We start from the raw sequence: 16,473 nt of genomic DNA on the forward strand, positions 1-16,473 counted from the left end.
GACGCCCGTAATCGGTTCACTTCATGCCTGTCCACACCCTCAAGATGCTCTTGATCAGCACAAACGCACAGACCTAACGAAGCACTACTAGGCCGTGTGTCGAGGTCACGGGCCCGGGAGCCGCGGGACGAGCGCTGCGGCCTGTCCGGCTGTGGCGGAGGCTGGTTCAGGGGTCGGCGGCGTGTTCGGTGAACTGGCCGCAGGCGCGGAATCCCAGTCCGCGATAGACGGGTTCTCCGTCGGCCGAGGCCTGTAGGACCGCGATGCGAAGGTCCCGGTCGCGGGCCGTGCGGAGTGCCGCGCGGGTGACGGCACCGCCGTAGCCCCGGCGGCGGTGGGCGGCCAGGGTGGAGATGTTGTAGATCCCGGCGACTCCCGCGTGGTGAAACACCTCGGCGGTGCAGACCGGGCGGCCTCCCATGTAGCCGACCAGATAGTGGGCCGGGCACTGCGCGGCCAGTGCCTGTGAGGCGGCCCGGGCGAAGAACCGTCGGACGGTGTCGGCAGGCGGATTCCAGTTCGCGGCCAGAACCGTGGCGTAGTCGGCGAGTTGCCCGGGCGTGGTCACTCGCTGAATGTCCAGACCATGGACGGCGGGCGCAGGAGCGACGGTGTCGTCCAGTTCGGCCCACATCGCCGTCTCGCGTGCGGACACCGGCAGACCCGCGGCCGTCAGACGGGTGGTGAGGTCCGCCGGCGTCGAGGCGGGCCCGACCCACCAGGAGAAGGGGCGTCCGGTGCGGGCCAGTGCCTCGGTTGTCTCGGTGATGCGATTCGTAGCCTGATCGGCGGTGAACCGGGCCCCGGCCACGATGTTGAACGTGTCGTCGCCCAGGCCGCTGTCCGCGACCAGCAGGTCACCCGCCTCCGTTACGGTCGCACCGCTCATGCCTCGGTGCAGGTGGCAGGCGTGTTCTGCCAGGTTGCGTTCCATCCGGTCCAGCAGGTCGGGCTCATCGAAGGAATGATCATTCACAGCGGTCGATCCCAGCACGAGTGCGCGAAGACCGCATGCGTTTTTTTGGGCCGCTCTCGATAGCGGCGAGCCGGTGAACGGCACATTCGGCCGGGATCAGTGCCCGCGGATCGGCCACGGCGAAGCCCCCAGTGCCTGTGCACCGGGGGCCTGCCCGAGCCGATCGGTGGTGCCTGGTCCGGCTACGGAACGAGCTTGAGGAGCTTGTTCGGTGAACCGGTGCCGATGCCTGTGAGGACGTTGCTGGTCGCCCCGTTCACCAGGGCGGCGGCCACGGTGGCAGGGGTGGCGCCCGGGTGAGCGGTCAGGTAGAGCGCCGCCGCGCCAGAGACGTGCGGGGCGGCGAAGGACGTGCCGCTGCCGGTGTAGGTGGCGGTGTCCGAGGTGTTCCAGCCGGCGGTGATGCTGCTGCCGGGGGCGAAGATGTCCACGGTCGAGCCGTAGTTGGAGTAGCTGGCCCGCGCGTCGGTGCTGGTGGTGGCGCCCACGGTGATGGCGTTGGCGACCCGGGCCGGGGAGTAGTTGGCCGCGTTGGCGCCCGAGTTGCCCGCGGCTATGGAGTAAGTGACGCCAGAGGCGATCGAGTTGTTCACCGCGGTGTCCAGCGAGGTGCTGGCGCTGCCGCCGAGGGAGACGTTGGCGACGGAGTTGGCGACGTGGTGCGAGGTGATCCAGTCCACGCCCGCGATGACGCCCGCGGTGGTGCCGGAGCCGTCGTTGCCCAGAACCCGCACCGCGACGATCTTCGCCTGCTTGGCCACGCCGTAGGTGCTTCCGGCGACGTTCGTGGCGACGAAGGTGCCGTGGCCGTAGCCGTCCTGCGCGGTCGCGTCGTTGTCGACGAAGTCGTAGCCGTAGGAGGCACGGCCTCCGAACTCCTGGTGGGTGATGCGTACACCGGTGTCCAGGACGTAGACCGTCGCGCCGCTGCCACCGCTGTCCGGGTAGGTGTACGTCCCGCTCAGCGGGAGGTTGGTCTGGTCGATCCGGTCCAGGCCCCAGGGCGCATTGGTCTGCGTCCCGAGTGCGTGCACCACCTGGTCCTGTTCCACCGAGGCGATTTCGGGGTCCGCGGCCAGACGGCGGGCCTCCGTAGCGGTGAGGGTCGCGGAGTAGCCGTTCAGCGCGGAGGTGAAGGTCCGCTTGACCGTGCCGCCGTACCCGGAGATCAGGCTCTTGCCGCGCTGCGCGGTCGCCTTGAACCCGGCGTCGTGCTTCAGGGTGACGATGTAGCTGCCGCTCACGGCGTGGGTGCTGTCGGCGTTCAGCACGGTGCCTAAGGCAGGGGCGGCCGCGGCCGGGAGCGCCGTGGCACTCGCGAAGAGCGCCGTCGCGGCGGCGGTCGTGGTGATCGCCGCGGCGATCCGCCGCTTGATGGTGTGTCTGGCTGCCATGGGGGATGGTCCTCCTCGGTCGGCACGCGTCGATGGGGTGGCGCCGCGTGCTCGGACGGATACGGCTCCGGTGATCGGTGCCGTAGAGCGACGATGTGCCGACGAGGAGTAGCGTTTCAAGGCTTCGCTGGGATTGTCATGAGCGCGCCATTGTCGAGTCATGAAATGCCATCTTCGGCAATGTCTCGGCAATGTCTCATCGGTTGATGCGGGGTGTATTGGCGAGTAACTTCGCCAGTCGGTCAATCGGCCCTTTCCTCTCCGCGCCCGGGCGACGGTGCGGTCGATCGTCTCGTCCTGGAGGGCGGGCGGTCCGTGGACCGCCCGCGACCGGGGGTGGTGGGTCCGTGCCCCACGGGCTCGGCTCTCGCGGTGGGACTACGGCGTGGCAGCGGGTCCGACAGGGGCGTCCCCGCGCAACGTGATGCGGTGCATGACGCGGTGCTGGTCGCCGTAGTCGCGGTTGGCGTAATGGGACGTGCCGCGGTTGTCCCACAGGGCGACGTCGCCCGGCTGCCAGCGATGACGGACCGTGTGCTCGGGCTTGGTCAGATGGGCGTAGAGGATGTCGAGGATGCCTCGGCTCTCGTGCTCCGAGACACCGGCGATGTGGGAGGTGAATCCCGGATTGACGAACAGGCCCTTGCGCCCGCTCTCGGGGTGCACCCGGACCACGGGATGCTCCACGGGGACCAGGTCCGTGAAGACCTCGCCCTCCCAGATGTTTCCGCGACCACCGCGCTGCTGGGCCAGGTAGTAGCCGAACTCGCGGCTTCCGTCGTGGACCGCGGTCAGCGGATCGATCAGCGCGCGCACCCCCGGCGACAGCGATTCGTACGCGAGTTGGCTGTCGGCCCACGAGGTGTCCCCGCCGTGGGGCGGCAGGACCACGGCCCGCAGGATGGAGATCGCCGGCGGGCGTTGTACGAAGGTCACATCGGTGTGCCACACGTCGGCGAATCCGTTGTCCTGGCTGTCCAGGGAGTACACCTCGTCCGGCACGGCGGCGCCGGAGTCGTGCACCGGATGGCCCGCCGTCACCTCGCCAAGCCGCCGTCCGAAATCGATCTGCGCGTGGTCGCTGATGTCCTGGCCCGGCAGGAACAGCACCTTGTACGTGACCAGCGCGGCCCGAACCGCCGCGACCTGCTGGTCGTCGAGGTTGCCGAGATCGACTCCGTGCACTTCGGCACCGAAACTGGGCCCCAGCGGGGTGATCCGCAGGTTGGTGGCGCGGGCGTCGTCAGAGTGTTCGGTGAGGACGGTCATCCTTGTTTCTTCTTTCCGTCACGTCGGCTGGTGGGAGTCCGGCGCACGGGCCGGGTGGAATCCGGTGCGTCCACCGGTGGGTCTCAGGCCGCGGCGGCCTTCACCTCGTGTGCGACACGGGCGCGCAGTTCGGCGAACTCGGCCGAGCCACGCAGCTGTTCAGCGTCGACATCCCCGCGGGGGAGTGGCACGGGCAGGTCGAGGACGACCGTTCCCGGGCGCTTGCTGAGCACCACGACCCGAGAGCCGAGGAACACGGCCTCGTCTGCGGAATGGGTGACGAACACGGCCGTGCGACCGGTCCGGGCGGTGACCAGCCGCACGTCCTCCTGGAGCCGCTCGCGGGTGAGCGCGTCCAGCGCGGCGAAGGGCTCGTCGAGGAGGAAGAGCGGGTTCTCGGCGGCCAGGGCACGAGCTATGGCGAGGCGTTGCTGCTGGCCCCCGGAGATCTCCCAAACCCGACGTCCGTCCGTCCCGTCGAGGCCGACGCGCTCCAGCAACTCGGCTCGCCGTACTGCCCGTTGCTCCCTGGGGACGCCCGCGTAGCGCAGCGCCAGGTCGACGTTGCCACCGACGGTGCGCCACGGGAAGAGGCGCGGTTGCTGGAACACCACACCCGCGGCCTCTCCCGGCCGGGGCTCGGCGCCCGAGACGCGTACGCTGCCGTGGGTGGGCCGTTCGAACCCGGCGATCAGCCGCAGCAGGGTGCTCTTCCCACAGCCGGACGCGCCGACGAGCACGAGGAACTCCCCCGGCGGCACGTCCAGTTCGACCGGCCCCACGGCCGTGACCGCCTCGGAACCCCGGCCGTAGCGGTGGGTGACGTTTTCCAGCCGTACCGCACCGGCCCGCTCGTTCCGTTCCGGGGTCTCGACGGCCGCCGTGCTCTGCTCCTTGCTGCGGATCTCACTTGATGCCATCGGGCAGCCCCTTGAGGTACAGCGCCTTGCTCACGGTGTCCTGCGAGGGCGCGGCGTCGATCTGCTTCTGGTCGGCGAGGAACGCCCCGGTGTCGGTCAGATACGAGGCCAGCTTGCCGGGGCTGCCCTCGGTGCCGAGCCAGTCGGCCGAGGCGACCTGCTCCGGGGTGAGGAAGACGCCCTGGGTGAGCTGGGCCTTGGCGTCGGCGAGGCTGATGCCCAGTTCATTGGCGACGGCCTTGGCCGATCCCTGGGGGTCTGACGTGATCCGGCGCAGGCCCTCGGCCTCCACCTTCCGCCACGTCGCTATCGCCTGAGGGTCCTTGGAGATCAGCGCGTCGGACACCACGGCCAGGTCCAGTGTCGGTTTTCCGCGAGAGCCGATCTCTTTGCTGCTCACGAGCTGGGTTCCCGTCTTGCGTAGTTCGTCGAGGGTCGGCAGCCAGACATAGGCGGCGTCGATGTCACCCCGCTCCCACGCGGCGAGGATGGGCTGCGGCTGAAGGTCGATCAGTTTCACGTCGGATGCCTTCAGACCGGCCTCCTCCAGAGCGGCCAGCAGGCTGTAGTGCGAGGTCGAGGCGAAGGGGGTGGCGACCGTCTTCCCCTTGAGGCCGGCCACATCGGTGATGTTCGTCGACTTGCGGGCCACGAGGGCCTCGTTCTCCCCGGCCACGTCGAGGACGAAGGCGACCTTGTACGGGATCGGGGAGGAGCCGGCGATACCGCGGGCGAACGGACTCGACCCGAGGGCCGCGATGTCGAGGGAGCCGCCGATGAAGGCCTGGTTGACGCTGGCACCCGAGTCGAACTTGATCCAGGTGATCCTGTAGTCGGGCAGGGCCTTTTCCAGGAGTTTCTGGTTCTTGACCAGCAGGTCACCGCTGGGGAAGGCGAAGTACCCGATGCGCAGGCGCTTGGAGCTTCCGGAGGATCCGCCGTCGTCCGACGAGCAGCCGGTGAGAGCGACGGTGGCCGTGCCGAGGGCGGCGGCGAGCAGGGCGCGGCGGGTCGGTCGACCGGTGGGTGGGCCGGGGACGGTTCTGGAGGCCGAAGAGATCATGAAATGCCGTTTCTGATAGGGGTGGTGGTGGGGGTCAGGCGTGCCCGCGCCAGGGCACGACGGTGCGTTCGAGCCGCAGCAGCAGCCCGTCGATGACGAGGCCGGAGATGCCGATGGCGGCGATACCGACGATCACCACGGGGGTGTTGTTGTAGTTGGCGGCGTCCTTGACCATGCCGCCGATGCCCGGCAGACCGTTGACGAGTTCTGCGGCGACGAGCGAGGAGTAGGCCACTCCGACGGATAGCCGCACTCCGGTGAAGATCTCCGGCAATGCCGACGGCAGGATCACGTCCTTGACGACGTCACGGCGCGATCCGCCGAGTGCCCGTGCCGCCTCCTGCAACTGGCGCGGCGCGGCGGCGACGGCCGTGGTGGTGGCGACGGCCACCGGGGGAAACGCGGCCACGGCCAGCAGGGTGATCTTCGGCTCCTCGTTGATGCCCAGCCAGACGATCAGGAGAGAGAAGTAGGCCAGGGGCGGCAGGGTCCGCAGAAAGGTGATCCACGGCTCGAACAGCGACCGCACCCAGCCGACCGTGCCCATGACCAGCCCGAAGACCAACCCGAGGACGATGCCAATACCGGCCCCGAACGCGATGCGCCGCAGGCTGATGCCCAAGTGCTCGATCAGATAGGTGCCGTTGTAGCCGCGGACCCCGTCGTGGGTGGTGGAGACGTCGATGAAGGCGTCCCACACCTTCACTGGCGGCGGTACGAGCGTCTCGCTCCATGCACCGCTGGCAGCCACCACCTGCCACAGGACCAGGAACAGCACCAAGGACCCCAAGGGCAGGGCGAGTCGTCGCGTGGCGGCACCAGTCAGAGCGGAGGCTGGCCAGCGGACGGTGTTGGCTTCCGTCAATGGCGGGAGGTCGTTGGATACCGGCTTTGCAGGGGTGGTGGACATGTGGGGCCTCCTGAGGGCCTCGGACGCGACGGAAGAGCTCGTCCGCCAGATGTGGAACGGCACGGAGGTCGACGGACAGCGTCGACCGGACCGGAACGGTTCAACGAGTGGGCGGGAAACCGGGCGGAAGAACGCCGAATGCCTCAGTGGTGGACGCACGGAACACGGTCCGAGAGGGGTTCGGACGGGCGGGGCGTCTCAGAGGCGGGGAGTCAGAGACAACAACACGAAGCCGTACGGCGGCACAGGTCGACCACGAGGGGGCGCGACAGTGCTTCGTGCATCATGGGGCTGGTTTTACAGCAGATCGGAGCGCCGCACCAGCAGTGTCCACGCTGTGGAACGGGCCTGTCTGTCAAGGAAGTTGAACGCTCACACGGGTCGGGCGAAGTCGTCGATGGCGTATGACCACCGGTGTCGCTTGGCCGCGCCACGATTGTCGCTCAAGTGCCGTCTGGACCTGCCAGTGATCCGACCTGTAACCCGGATGTCCAGTGATCGAGGTGAGATGGCTGGCTCCCCTGCGTCGTTGGTGTCGCACGACTGACCGCCTTCCCCCCGTCGTTCTCCGCAGGGTGTCTCTCGCCCATGAGAAACCGTGGGTTTGAAGGATTTTGCCCCATGCGAGCCCTAAGCGGTTGACGCGTTCCTCCCCAGCCTGGCGGAGCGATGTTGGTGCAGGCTCCCCGGTGCCCCGCCCGGGCAAGGTGAGCATCGAGCTTGTGGAGGCGGCGCGGGCCCGGAGAGCACGGTGGTCACGGGTGACCCGGGAAGGGAAGAGGGCAAGGGCCTTCACAGTGCTTTGCCCGGGTTGAGGATGAGGTGTGGATCGAAGGCAGCCTTGAGGCGTTGCTGGAGGGCGTGCTGCTCGGGGCCGAGCTCTTGGGCGAGCCAGTTCCGCTTGAGCGTTCCCGCTCCGTGCTCTCCCGTGAGGGTGCCGCCCAGGCGCAGCGCTGTGCGGAAGATGTCGCCCGCCGCGTGCCGGGCTGCGTCCGGGATGCCGGGGGTGTCGGAGTCAAGGACGAGGACGGGGTGGAGACTGCCGTCGGAGGCGTGCGCGAAGGTGAAGATCCGCACTCCGCGGCGCTCGGCGATGGCCGTTATCTCCCGTACCGCTGAGGCCAGTTGGGTTCGGGGAACCGCGATGCCTTCGATCAGTACGCGGCCCAGTCGCTCCAGGGAGGGCAGGGCGAGACGGCGGGCCGCGAGCAGCCGATCCGTCTCCGCCGGATCGTTGGTCGTCTCGATTGATGTCGCCCGCTTCCACAACAGCTGTACCGCCCCTTCGGCATCGGCCGCCGCGGACCGTCCCTCCCACTGCAAGAGCAACAGCGCACCGCCGTGCAAGCGCAGGTCGGTGCCCTGCGCGTCGTCCACGGCGGCCAGCACCGGTCCGTCCAGCAACTCGGCCATGGACGGCTCAAGTCGGGCCGCGGTGAGCGCTGTCACCGCGTTGGCGCCCTCGGCGAACGTGGCGAACGACGCCGCGACGGTGACCGTCGCCTCCGGCAGTGGGCGCAGCCGCACCGTCGCGGCGGTGATCACGCCCAGAGTTCCCTCGGAGCCGATGAGCAAGGCTGTCAGGTCGTATCCGGCGACACCTCTGACTGCGCGGCTGCCGGTTCGTATCGCGGTGCCATCCGCGAGAACAACGTCCAGGCCCAGCACCGCGTCCCGGGTCACTCCGTACTTGGCACAGCGCAGCCCACCCGCATTGGTGGCGATGTTGCCGCCGATGGTGGAGATGGCCGCGCTGGCCGGGTCCGGCGCGTAGCGCAATCCGAACTCGCCTGCCGCGTGGTCGAGTTCGGCGATGATGACGCCCGGTTCGACAACGGCGATCTGTTCGTGCGGGTCCAGGTCGAGGATCCTGTTCATCCGGGACAGGTCGAGTACCACGCTGTCCGTACCGGCGTTCGCGCCGCCGGCCAGCCCTGTCCCAGTCCCGCGTGGCACCACCGGTATCCGCAGCGCGTGCGCGCGCCGCAGCGTCGTCCGCACGTGGTCGCTGTTCGCAGCGTGGACTACGGCCAGCGGCACGCCGTCCGGGCGGTTGCCGGAACGGTCGGCGGCATACGGGGCGGTCGTCTCGGGGCCGCTACTGAGGGCTGACCGGGGCAGGTCACGACGCAGATCGGCCAGCAGTGCGTCGGTCGCGCGGGGCGGAGTGGGCGGGTACGTCATACGTCGGTCCTCCGGATCGAGTCCAGGGCTTGCACGGAGGCAGGGTGCCGGCCGTCCCGGCGTGTGTCCGTACGGGGCGAAAGAGCACCCTGCTGGGCGCGGTCGGTGCGAGCCGCGACGCGCCGCTGAAGAAGGTACGGGCAGCCGTCGCCGGACGGATGCCTGCTCCGCCAGGTCGTGTCGCTCGTCGCCGAGACAAGGGCGGCAGGTGTGGCGTCATGGGCGTGTGCGAGGCGTCAGATGCTGGACCTGGCTGACCGGCTGAACCTGTCGGGCGAGGCGAACCACCCGCAGACCTGTTCTGCATCGAGAAGGCGGGTGGCGTTCTGCGCCCCGGGACTTGGCGTACCACTGACAACCCGGATCGACACCATGAGATGCCCCGCTCGCGGAACCGACCGGGACGCTCACGTCAGGGGGCGGGCACGTACTTGTACCCCACCCGTCGCACTGTCGCGATTCGTTGCCGGTGAGCCGTGCCAAGCTTTCGGCGCAAACGTGCGATGTGCACATCGACGGTGCGTCCGTCCCCCATGTGGGTGTGTCCCCACACGTGCTCGACCAACTGTTCCCGTGTGTGGACTCGATACGGATGAATCACGAGTCGGGCAAGCAGCGCGAACTCCATGTACGTGAGGTCGAGTTCGTCTCCGTCCAGTTCGGCGACGTGACGCTCTGTGTCGATGCGGATCGAGTCACCGGCCGGTACAGACTTGTCCGGCGTGCGTGCCAGGAGCGGTACGGTCCCGGGGGCGACGGGATGGATCTGTGGCCGCAGTCCTGTGCCAGCGAAGAGCGCGGCCGGGTCGACCCCCTTGGGGAGCAGCACCAAATAGCCGACGAGCGCTGATCCGTCGTCGGGCGGTGTGCGGTCCCTTCCTTCTTCCGGTCTGCCTTCGTGCACAAGACGCAGGCTAGGAGAAGCGGCTGGCGAGGTGTGGAGCAAGGCTGCGTGAGGTGGGGATGCCGAAGTCATGGCTGTAGTCCCTTCCCTGGGTACGGGGAGTTGTACGGGCGGCACATCGGCCGTCGCGCCAGAGGGGTGGAAACCCTGACGAGCCGGAGCGACTGCTCGATGGGAGGCCCATGGAGACCCGGTGCGGCGATGGCTCAACCATCTGTCGGACCTACGGGTCAAAGGAGGTAGAAAAGACGGGCGATCAGATGTTTCGCAGATCGCCGGTTACTTTTCTAGGCGCGTCGGCAGACGGCGCTGGCCACTCGACGGAAGTCGACGTGCCGACGGCGTACCAGGGGCACTTGCGCGCGGGACATGGCTCCATGGTGAGTCAGTACGATGGCGGCGTCAACGTTTCTCTACTTAAACGGTAGGGATAGCGCGGGGAGGCCGGGGCTCGATCGGCTTGGTTACCCGTTGAGGGCGAGGTTGTGCACGCTGGCGATGTCGCGAAAGGCGTGGTGGACACCGCTGTCTTCGAGTCGGCAGTCGCGGAAGCGGGCCGGATGCTGGTGGAGCGGAGAGTACCTTGTCCCCTCGAGAACGTGACCATGAAATGGGCGGTCCGCAGATCAACCCGGCGGGCTTCCTGGACAGACGCTTCAACGGCTACCTGGGAGTCAGGCTTCCGCATGAACTGGACGCCGAAGTTGATGCTTTCGTCACCGCGTACATGAACTCCCCGGAGCCCCTCGACATGGACCCGTGGGCCGCAGGGGTGTTGAGTGCCTACGGCAAGCGCATGGCGTCGGTGGCGGTCAGGACCCGGTCCCCCGAACCGCTGCGGCGCCGACTCGTGGCCATAGGCCTGGCCGAGGCGTACCTTGAGGACCCGCGCAACAACCTGTACGGATTCACCGCGCTCCATGACGGCGCGTCGCTGATCGGCACTCCGCTGCGAGATCTCATCGCCAAGGTGGCCCGCTCCCTCCCACCGTCCGGCGTGGCGGCACTGCGCGACTTCGGTGAGCGCGAGGACCGCCACAAGTCCATCGAGTCCATGGGACTCAGACGGACCGGCGTGGGCGAAACCTTCCTCTGCCGGTAGTGCGCGAAGCCAAGTGAGCGACATCCACGCGCCACAGGGGACCTGGAGACTGCTCCGGGACGGAGAAGTCGTGTGCACCCTGCACTACCTTCGAGCCGACCAGCCGTTCTTCATCTCTGAGGTCGAACCCTCGCCGGGCTGGCCCTCCGTGAAACCATACTTCGATGAGCTGTCGGCAGTTCCCCGCCCTGACAAGGACGGCCTTCGAACTGCGCGGGCGCTGAAACGGCTTCGTGCGCTTCAACTCGTCCTGGAGGACATGGCGAGCGGACGAGTTGTCGACCGGTACTACCTGGCCATCGACGACGACCTAGCAACTCTCCGAATCAGTGGTTCTTGAAAATCAGGCTGATTCTCGACCTGATGGGGAGCGCCACGGGGAATGAAGTGACGGGGTGAATATGGAGGATGAAGTCCTTCCGCACCGAAGGCGGCCGCGCAGGCGAGGCGCACCGGGTTCTGGCCTCCCTACCGCATCGGTCTGAGCTGCAACGAGGGAGTAGTCGCTCACTGTGTAAGTCAAATTAAGGGATAAATAAAAGGGTAATGCCTGCTAGGCTCTCTTGGTGATGTGGACGGCGGCAGGTGAGGGGTGAGCGGTGACCGGACTCAGACTGCGCGATCACCAGGTTGAAGCCGTGGCCGCCATCGTGCGGGGTCTGGACGTCCCACCCGGCGGGATCCCCTCCAACGGCCTGCGCGGGCAGGTGCACGCGGCGTGCGGGACCGGCAAGACGATCATCGCCGCCGCGGCGGCGAAGCGGATCGCGCCCAGGGGACGCGTCCTTGTGCTCGTGCCGACACTCGATCTGCTGACCCAGACCGTGCGGGCGTGGCGCGCGGCCGGCCACAACGGCCCGGCAGTCGCGGTGTGTTCGCTCCATGACGACCCGGAACTGTGGAACCTGAAGGTCCGGTGCACCACCAATCCCATCCAGCTGGCGCTGTGGCACGGTGACGGGCCGATCACCGTCTACGCCACGTATGCCTCGCTCGGCGTCCTGGCTGACGCCTTCGCCGGTGCGTACGGCCAGCAGCTTTCCCCCATGGACCTGGTGTGTGTCGACGAGGCCCACCGCACCAGTGGATCGCTGGGAAAGGCGTGGGCCGCCGTCCACGACCAGGTGGTCATCCCGGCGGCGCGGCGGCTGTATCTGACGGCGACGCCGCGGATCTGGCAGGAGCGCCCTGCGCACTGGGAGGTCACCGAGGGGGTGCGTAACGCGCTGCCGGAGGAGATGGCGGCCTCCATGGACGACGAAGACGTCTTCGGTCCGGTGCTCTACAGGCTCTCCACGGCGTCGGCGGTCTCCCGCGGTCTGCTCGCCCGCTACCAGATCATCGTCATGGAGCTGAGGGACCCGGTCGTCACCCCGGAGCGGCTGATGGGCGATGAACGGCGCAGTGAGGAGGTGCGCGGACAGCGCCTCGCGGCACTCCACGCCGCGCTGCTGCGGAGCATGGCGGAGCACAACCTCAGCACGTGCATCACCTTCCACCACCGGACGATCGAGGCACAGGCCTACGCCGAGGGCCTGGAGCGCGTCGCGGCGAAGCTGCACGCCGACCAGCCCGAGACGTACCCGGCGACGATGTGGGCCGACTGGCTGTGCGGCGAGCACGACCCGGAACACCGGCGCCAGGTCTTCGGGGAATTCGCCACCACCGCTATGCGGGCGGTCCTGTCGAACTGCCGGGTCCTGGGTGAGGGTGTGGACATCCGGGCCGTGGACTGCGTCGCCCTCCTGGACCCCAAGGGGGCACCCCACGACATCGTCCAGGCCATCGGCCGGGCGCTGCGGCAGCAGCCGGGACAGAACAAGCTCGCCTCGCTGATCGTGCCCGTCTTCCTGCAGCCGGACGCAGGGCCGGAGGACATGTTCACCTCCGGCTCCTACCGGCCGCTGGTGCAGGTCCTGCAAGGACTGCGGGCTCACGACGAAGAGGCCGTAGAACTGCTCGCGATCCCGCAAGAGCCGCAGAAGGCCGACGTGCAGCCGTCCACACACATCGGCACGCCGCCCAAGGACGGCGAGGAAGAAACCCGCCTGCTGCTGCGCTTCGCCACCCCGCGCGATCCGCGCATGGTCGCGGACTGGGTGTCGTTCAACGTCATCGACACCGAACGCCAGGACTGGGGCCGCGGCTGGTCGGCCCTGAAGAAGTACACCGAACGCGAGAAACACGCCCGGGTGCCCTACGGCCACAAGGAAGGCGCCTACCCCCTCGGGCAGTGGATCGCAGAGCAGCGACGGGCGTACGGGGCCGGGCAGATGAACGGCCAGCGCGCCGGGCGGCTGGAGAAGCTCGGCATGGTCTGGTCCGTCGCCGACGAACGCTTCCAGGAGAACCTGGAGGCCGCACGCGCCTACTACGACCAGCACTGGACACTGTGCGCGCCCAGGGATGCGACGGCACTGGATCGGCCGGTGGGGCAATGGCTGTCCAACCTCCGCCGCGCCGGCGCGCTGGCCAAACACCCCGACTGGGAGACCGAGTTGAAGGCGGTCGACCCTGACTGGAACCCACAGTGGCCGGCCGACTGGCAGCGCCACTACGCGGCCGTACGCGAGATGCTCGTCGAGGAGAGCATGCCCGCCTCCGTCGAGCCCGGGGTCACGGTGCATGGCATGGACGTCGGCAAATGGCTGGCCCGTCAGCAGAAACCTGAGGCCTGGGCGGACCTGACGGAGGGCCAGCGCGAGCGACTGGAGCAGCTCGGCGTCCTACCGCAGCCCGCGCAGCAGGAAACCCCCGCACGAGCCCGCAAGAGCGGCGTCGACGCTTTCGAACGCGGACTTGAAGCCCTGCGGCAGTACAAGACCCGGGAAGGCCACCTGACCGTTCCCCGCAAGCATGTCGAGACCGTTGTCATCGACGGCCAGGAACACCCCTTGAAACTGGGCGTCTTCTTGTCGAACACGAAATCGCGGCGGGACAGACTCACCACCCACAGACTCCGCCAGCTCGCCCTCCTCGGGCTTGACTGGGCAACTTAGGCGACCGGTAAGCACCGCCCACGGCTACGTTCCACGTTCTGTGGGCCTCGTCGATCTCGCCGGGCTGGTTGCCGCGCTCAGCCTCTGGCGAGCATGGCGACCAACTCGCTTGCCCTGAAGGGGTGTTGGGTGAAGGTTGGTCCATCGTCCCGTGAGGTCAGACGCGGAAGCACTGCGTCGCGGCGACGCCCGCCCAGGCGGCGGTCGCGATGACGAACAGCTCTATCGCCTCGGTCACGTGGCCGAGGGTGAGGACAACGACGGCTGCGACGAAGACTGCGCTCCCCGCTGTCGTTAGGCACACGGCACCCCTCCAGAAGTTGGGTCGATCGAGTAAAGAAATAGGTTAAATGCAGGGGGGATGCTGGTAGTGTTCATGATGGAGGTGCGCATCGCATGGCAACCGAGGAAGAGCTGTTCGCGAACGTCGACGCTCTGCTGGAGGAGGAGCCGCAGCTCCCGCCCCCGGCGGAGCGGGCCCGGCTGCGGCAGGCCGCCGGGATCACGCAGGCCCGTATGGCGAAGGCCCTCGGGGTGACCGAGCAGACTGTGAAGAACTGGGACAATGGCAGGAGTGAGCCGAAGGAGCCGCGGCTGTCCGCCTACAGGCGGCTGCTGGACGGCTGGGCGGCGAAGTACCCGGCACACACTGCCCCCGCCGCACCCGCCCCGGCCCCCGTTGTCGCCTCGCAGCCGGAGGTGCCCGAGACGTTCACCCGCGTACCCACCGTCGAACAGGACGAGGCTGAGCCGGACACCGGCGTCACGGTGAAGCCGGTACAGGAGCGTCCCGCGGCCCGCCCGGCGACGTCGCGGCGTTCGTCGCCAGCACGCGCCGCCGCGCCCGTGGTTGACCCGCGCTTCCCGCACGGTCCGCTCGCCGTGCTGGATGGGGATGGCTCCGCGTACGGCGTCGGCGGGATCGTGCTGGACTGCCCGGCGACCACGATTGCGCAGCTGGTGGAGTGGACGCTGAAGGAGTCGGCTCTCGGCGCGGCGCGTCTGCACAAGAACGGCAAGGACTCCGACCCGCTGATCGTCCTCACCGCGGCGGCCGCGGTGAAGTTCGGTCTGCCGGAGCGCCTGGAGGACCGCCGGGGTCTGCGCCTGGATGAGGACCATCCGGTCGTCAAGCAGATCACCCGGGCGAAGTGGCAGTTGACGAAGCGCGGGTTCGGCCCGTGGGTGCGGATCTATCGCAAGGCGCAGGGGCGCGAGCGGCAGTGCGTACAACTGGCCATCCTGCCGTGGGACGCCCTCGATACCCGGTCCTGGCCCGGCGTCACAGACATGGAGCCGGCCGACATCGCCCGCGTCCTGGCGGTGTACGCGACCCGGGTCATCACCCCTCGAGGCTCCACGGCCGTCAACGGCCTGGAGCTGATGACCGCGCTGCGCCCGCCGACCCGCGCCGTGCGCGACGCGGAGACCGGCAACTGGGTGAGCGGTCACAACCCGGGCTCTCTCGGCACCGAACCCATTCCGCCCGCGCCGCCGGAGGCCCGGCCCGAGCACCCCGTCGCGCAGGGCTGGAAGGGCGGGTTCCTCAACGAGGAGGCCTACCAGTGGGTGCGGCCGGTTGACCTGCTGACCGCCGTCGAGGTGACGCTGCCGTTCGTGGTCGGCCTAGACCTCAACACGGCGTTCCTCGCGGCCGCGGCCCGGCTCACCGTGGGCCTGTCCGCCCCCGACCACTTCCACGCCCCGACGTTCAACCCGAAGATCCCCGGCTGCTGGCTGGTCGACCTCTCCCACATCGCGCTGGACCCGCGCCTGCCCTCACCGTTCACCCCGGACGGCACCCGGCCGACGGGGCCGGCCTGGTACCAGACGCACACCGTCGCCTACGCCCAGGAACTCGGCCACAACGTCGCCCCGATCGAGGCCTACCTGCGCCGCGAGACCGGCGCCTACCTGGACCCGTGGCACGAGCGCCTCAAGACCGCCTACGTCGACACCCTCGCCGACCTCGGCGTCACCAAAGACCTGTCCGACGCCGAGTTCCTCGCGGCGATGGAACGGCACAAGGAGATCGACCCGGCCCTGACCGCCGTGCTGGCCGCGATCAAGGGCACGGTCAAGGGCGGCATCGGCAAGCTCTTCGAAGGGCCACAGGGCCGGGGCTACAAGGACGGCGACCCGTGGCCGGCCATGCAGCGCGCGACGTGGGCCCCGTGGATCCGTAACGCCGTCATCTCCAAGGCGCGGGTCAACATGCACCGCAAGCTCAACAACATGGTCAAACTCACGGGCCGCTACCCGCTCGCCGTGCTGTCCGACTGTGTCGTCTACGCGAGCCCCGGGGACAGCCCGCTGGACATCCTCCCGTACGCGGCGTCCGGCAAGCCGCAGCCGGGCGGCTTCCGCCTCGGGCCCACCCCGGGCCTGGCGAAGCTGGAAGGCGTCCAGCCGATGCCGTGGGCGGTCGACCTGATGGAACAGGGCTACAACCCCGCCCGCCACATCAAGGGCGGCGACTCCGTCCTTGACGAGGGGGAGTAGGCCGTGGCCACCGACACCGGCTGGACTGCCGCTTGTGACGGATCCGCCACAAGCGGCACGTCGTTGCCGGAGGACGGCGCGGAGCCGGAGCGGACGTCGGATCGCCTGGAGGCCCTGCAGCGCTCCCTGCGTACTTGGCGCCGCTCACCGCGCGTCGAGCTGTGGCGGCATGACCTGCGCGAGACACGCGAGACCTGGTTTCGGCTGGTCGATCCCGACAGCCGGGACCTGACACTGAAAGGGCACTGAC

15 protein-coding genes are annotated in these 16,473 nt (G+C 68.6%); 5 read left to right on the plus strand and 10 right to left on the minus strand.

Annotation, left to right across the window (positions count from 1 at the left end; translation table 11 throughout):
• Positions 1-166: 166 nt before the first annotated feature.
• The 9 genes from ACIPTO_RS42415 to ACIPTO_RS42455 all read right to left on the minus strand — a co-directional run bounded on the left by ACIPTO_RS42415 (position 167) and on the right by ACIPTO_RS42455 (position 9,991).
• Positions 167-934 (minus strand): GNAT family N-acetyltransferase, encoded by a 768-nt coding sequence (locus tag ACIPTO_RS42415; RefSeq protein WP_401201244.1) that lies wholly within the window; start codon positions 932-934, stop codon positions 167-169.
• A gap of 224 nt (positions 935-1,158) precedes the next feature.
• Complete coding sequence (locus ACIPTO_RS42420) at positions 1,159-2,370, minus strand: S8 family peptidase (protein WP_401201126.1); 1,212 nt, start codon at positions 2,368-2,370, stop codon at positions 1,159-1,161.
• A gap of 378 nt (positions 2,371-2,748) precedes the next feature.
• Positions 2,749-3,639, minus strand: coding sequence for a TauD/TfdA dioxygenase family protein (locus ACIPTO_RS42425; protein WP_401201129.1), 891 nt, complete (start codon positions 3,637-3,639; stop codon positions 2,749-2,751).
• Between the two features lie 83 nt (positions 3,640-3,722).
• Positions 3,723-4,559, minus strand: a complete 837-nt coding sequence (locus tag ACIPTO_RS42430) for an ABC transporter ATP-binding protein (protein ID WP_401201132.1) — start codon at positions 4,557-4,559, stop codon at positions 3,723-3,725.
• Positions 4,546-5,559 (minus strand): ABC transporter substrate-binding protein, encoded by a 1,014-nt coding sequence (locus ACIPTO_RS42435; protein WP_401201247.1) that lies wholly within the window; start codon positions 5,557-5,559, stop codon positions 4,546-4,548. Before ACIPTO_RS42435 ends, ACIPTO_RS42430 begins: the two co-directional genes overlap by 14 nt.
• Before the next feature lie 97 nt (positions 5,560-5,656).
• On the minus strand, positions 5,657-6,532 hold the full coding sequence (locus ACIPTO_RS42440; RefSeq protein WP_401201134.1) for an ABC transporter permease: 876 nt from the start codon (positions 6,530-6,532) through the stop codon (positions 5,657-5,659).
• A 792-nt stretch (positions 6,533-7,324) separates the two neighbouring features.
• Positions 7,325-8,716, minus strand: a complete 1,392-nt coding sequence (locus ACIPTO_RS42445) for an FAD-binding oxidoreductase (protein ID WP_401201137.1) — start codon at positions 8,714-8,716, stop codon at positions 7,325-7,327.
• Positions 8,717-9,128: 412 nt separating this feature from the next.
• On the minus strand, positions 9,129-9,692 hold the full coding sequence (locus tag ACIPTO_RS42450; RefSeq protein ID WP_401201140.1) for a winged helix-turn-helix domain-containing protein: 564 nt from the start codon (positions 9,690-9,692) through the stop codon (positions 9,129-9,131).
• A gap of 215 nt (positions 9,693-9,907) precedes the next feature.
• Positions 9,908-9,991 (minus strand): putative leader peptide, encoded by an 84-nt coding sequence (locus ACIPTO_RS42455; RefSeq protein ID WP_401201248.1) that lies wholly within the window; start codon positions 9,989-9,991, stop codon positions 9,908-9,910.
• Positions 9,992-10,230: 239 nt separating this feature from the next.
• Here ACIPTO_RS42455 and ACIPTO_RS42460 point away from each other — a divergent pair, with 239 nt between their 5' ends.
• The 3 genes from ACIPTO_RS42460 (at position 10,231) to ACIPTO_RS42470 (ending at position 13,721) form a co-directional block, all read left to right on the plus strand.
• Positions 10,231-10,722 carry a hypothetical protein gene (locus ACIPTO_RS42460; protein ID WP_401201143.1) on the plus strand — a complete coding sequence of 164 codons (492 nt, stop codon included), beginning with the start codon at positions 10,231-10,233 and terminating at the stop codon, positions 10,720-10,722.
• A 13-nt stretch (positions 10,723-10,735) separates the two neighbouring features.
• Positions 10,736-11,062, plus strand: a complete 327-nt coding sequence (locus tag ACIPTO_RS42465) for a hypothetical protein (RefSeq protein ID WP_401201146.1) — start codon at positions 10,736-10,738, stop codon at positions 11,060-11,062.
• Positions 11,063-11,321: 259 nt separating this feature from the next.
• Positions 11,322-13,721: a Helicase associated domain protein gene (locus ACIPTO_RS42470; RefSeq protein WP_401201148.1), complete on the plus strand. Its 2,400-nt coding sequence runs from the start codon at positions 11,322-11,324 to the stop codon at positions 13,719-13,721.
• Positions 13,722-13,878: 157 nt separating this feature from the next.
• On the opposite strand, the gene ACIPTO_RS42475 is transcribed toward ACIPTO_RS42470, so the two are convergent.
• A complete protein-coding gene (locus ACIPTO_RS42475; RefSeq protein ID WP_401201151.1) occupies positions 13,879-14,025 on the minus strand; it encodes a hypothetical protein in 147 nt (48 codons plus the stop codon).
• A gap of 92 nt (positions 14,026-14,117) precedes the next feature.
• Here ACIPTO_RS42475 and tap point away from each other — a divergent pair, with 92 nt between their 5' ends.
• Together tap and ACIPTO_RS42485 are read left to right on the plus strand one after the other, a co-directional pair.
• Positions 14,118-16,223, plus strand: coding sequence for a telomere-associated protein Tap (gene tap, locus ACIPTO_RS42480; RefSeq protein ID WP_401201154.1), 2,106 nt, complete (start codon positions 14,118-14,120; stop codon positions 16,221-16,223).
• A gap of 3 nt (positions 16,224-16,226) precedes the next feature.
• Complete coding sequence (locus tag ACIPTO_RS42485) at positions 16,227-16,472, plus strand: hypothetical protein (protein WP_401201157.1); 246 nt, start codon at positions 16,227-16,229, stop codon at positions 16,470-16,472.
• Position 16,473: the final 1 nt, after the last annotated feature.

It is taken from the genome of Streptomyces sp. NPDC090083 (assembly GCF_044747445.1).
Classification (GTDB): Bacteria; Actinomycetota; Actinomycetes; order Streptomycetales; family Streptomycetaceae; genus Streptomyces.

What these genes read in the sequence shown, in the direction of transcription:
- ACIPTO_RS42415 (WP_401201244.1), bottom strand. Translation starts at nt 934, where the DNA reads ATGGAACGCAACCTGGCAGAACACGCCTGCCACCTGCACCGAGGCATG.
- ACIPTO_RS42420 (WP_401201126.1), bottom strand. Translation starts at nt 2,370, where the DNA reads ATGGCAGCCAGACACACCATCAAGCGGCGGATCGCCGCGGCGATCACC.
- ACIPTO_RS42425 (WP_401201129.1), bottom strand. Translation starts at nt 3,639, where the DNA reads ATGACCGTCCTCACCGAACACTCTGACGACGCCCGCGCCACCAACCTG.
- ACIPTO_RS42430 (WP_401201132.1), bottom strand. Translation starts at nt 4,559, where the DNA reads ATGGCATCAAGTGAGATCCGCAGCAAGGAGCAGAGCACGGCGGCCGTC.
- ACIPTO_RS42440 (WP_401201134.1), bottom strand. Translation starts at nt 6,532, where the DNA reads ATGTCCACCACCCCTGCAAAGCCGGTATCCAACGACCTCCCGCCATTG.
- ACIPTO_RS42445 (WP_401201137.1), bottom strand. Translation starts at nt 8,716, where the DNA reads ATGACGTACCCGCCCACTCCGCCCCGCGCGACCGACGCACTGCTGGCC.
- ACIPTO_RS42450 (WP_401201140.1), bottom strand. Translation starts at nt 9,692, where the DNA reads ATGACTTCGGCATCCCCACCTCACGCAGCCTTGCTCCACACCTCGCCA.
- ACIPTO_RS42455 (WP_401201248.1), bottom strand. Translation starts at nt 9,991, where the DNA reads ATGTCCCGCGCGCAAGTGCCCCTGGTACGCCGTCGGCACGTCGACTTC.
- ACIPTO_RS42460 (WP_401201143.1), top strand. Translation starts at nt 10,231, where the DNA reads ATGGGCGGTCCGCAGATCAACCCGGCGGGCTTCCTGGACAGACGCTTC.
- tap (WP_401201154.1), top strand. Translation starts at nt 14,118, where the DNA reads ATGGCAACCGAGGAAGAGCTGTTCGCGAACGTCGACGCTCTGCTGGAG.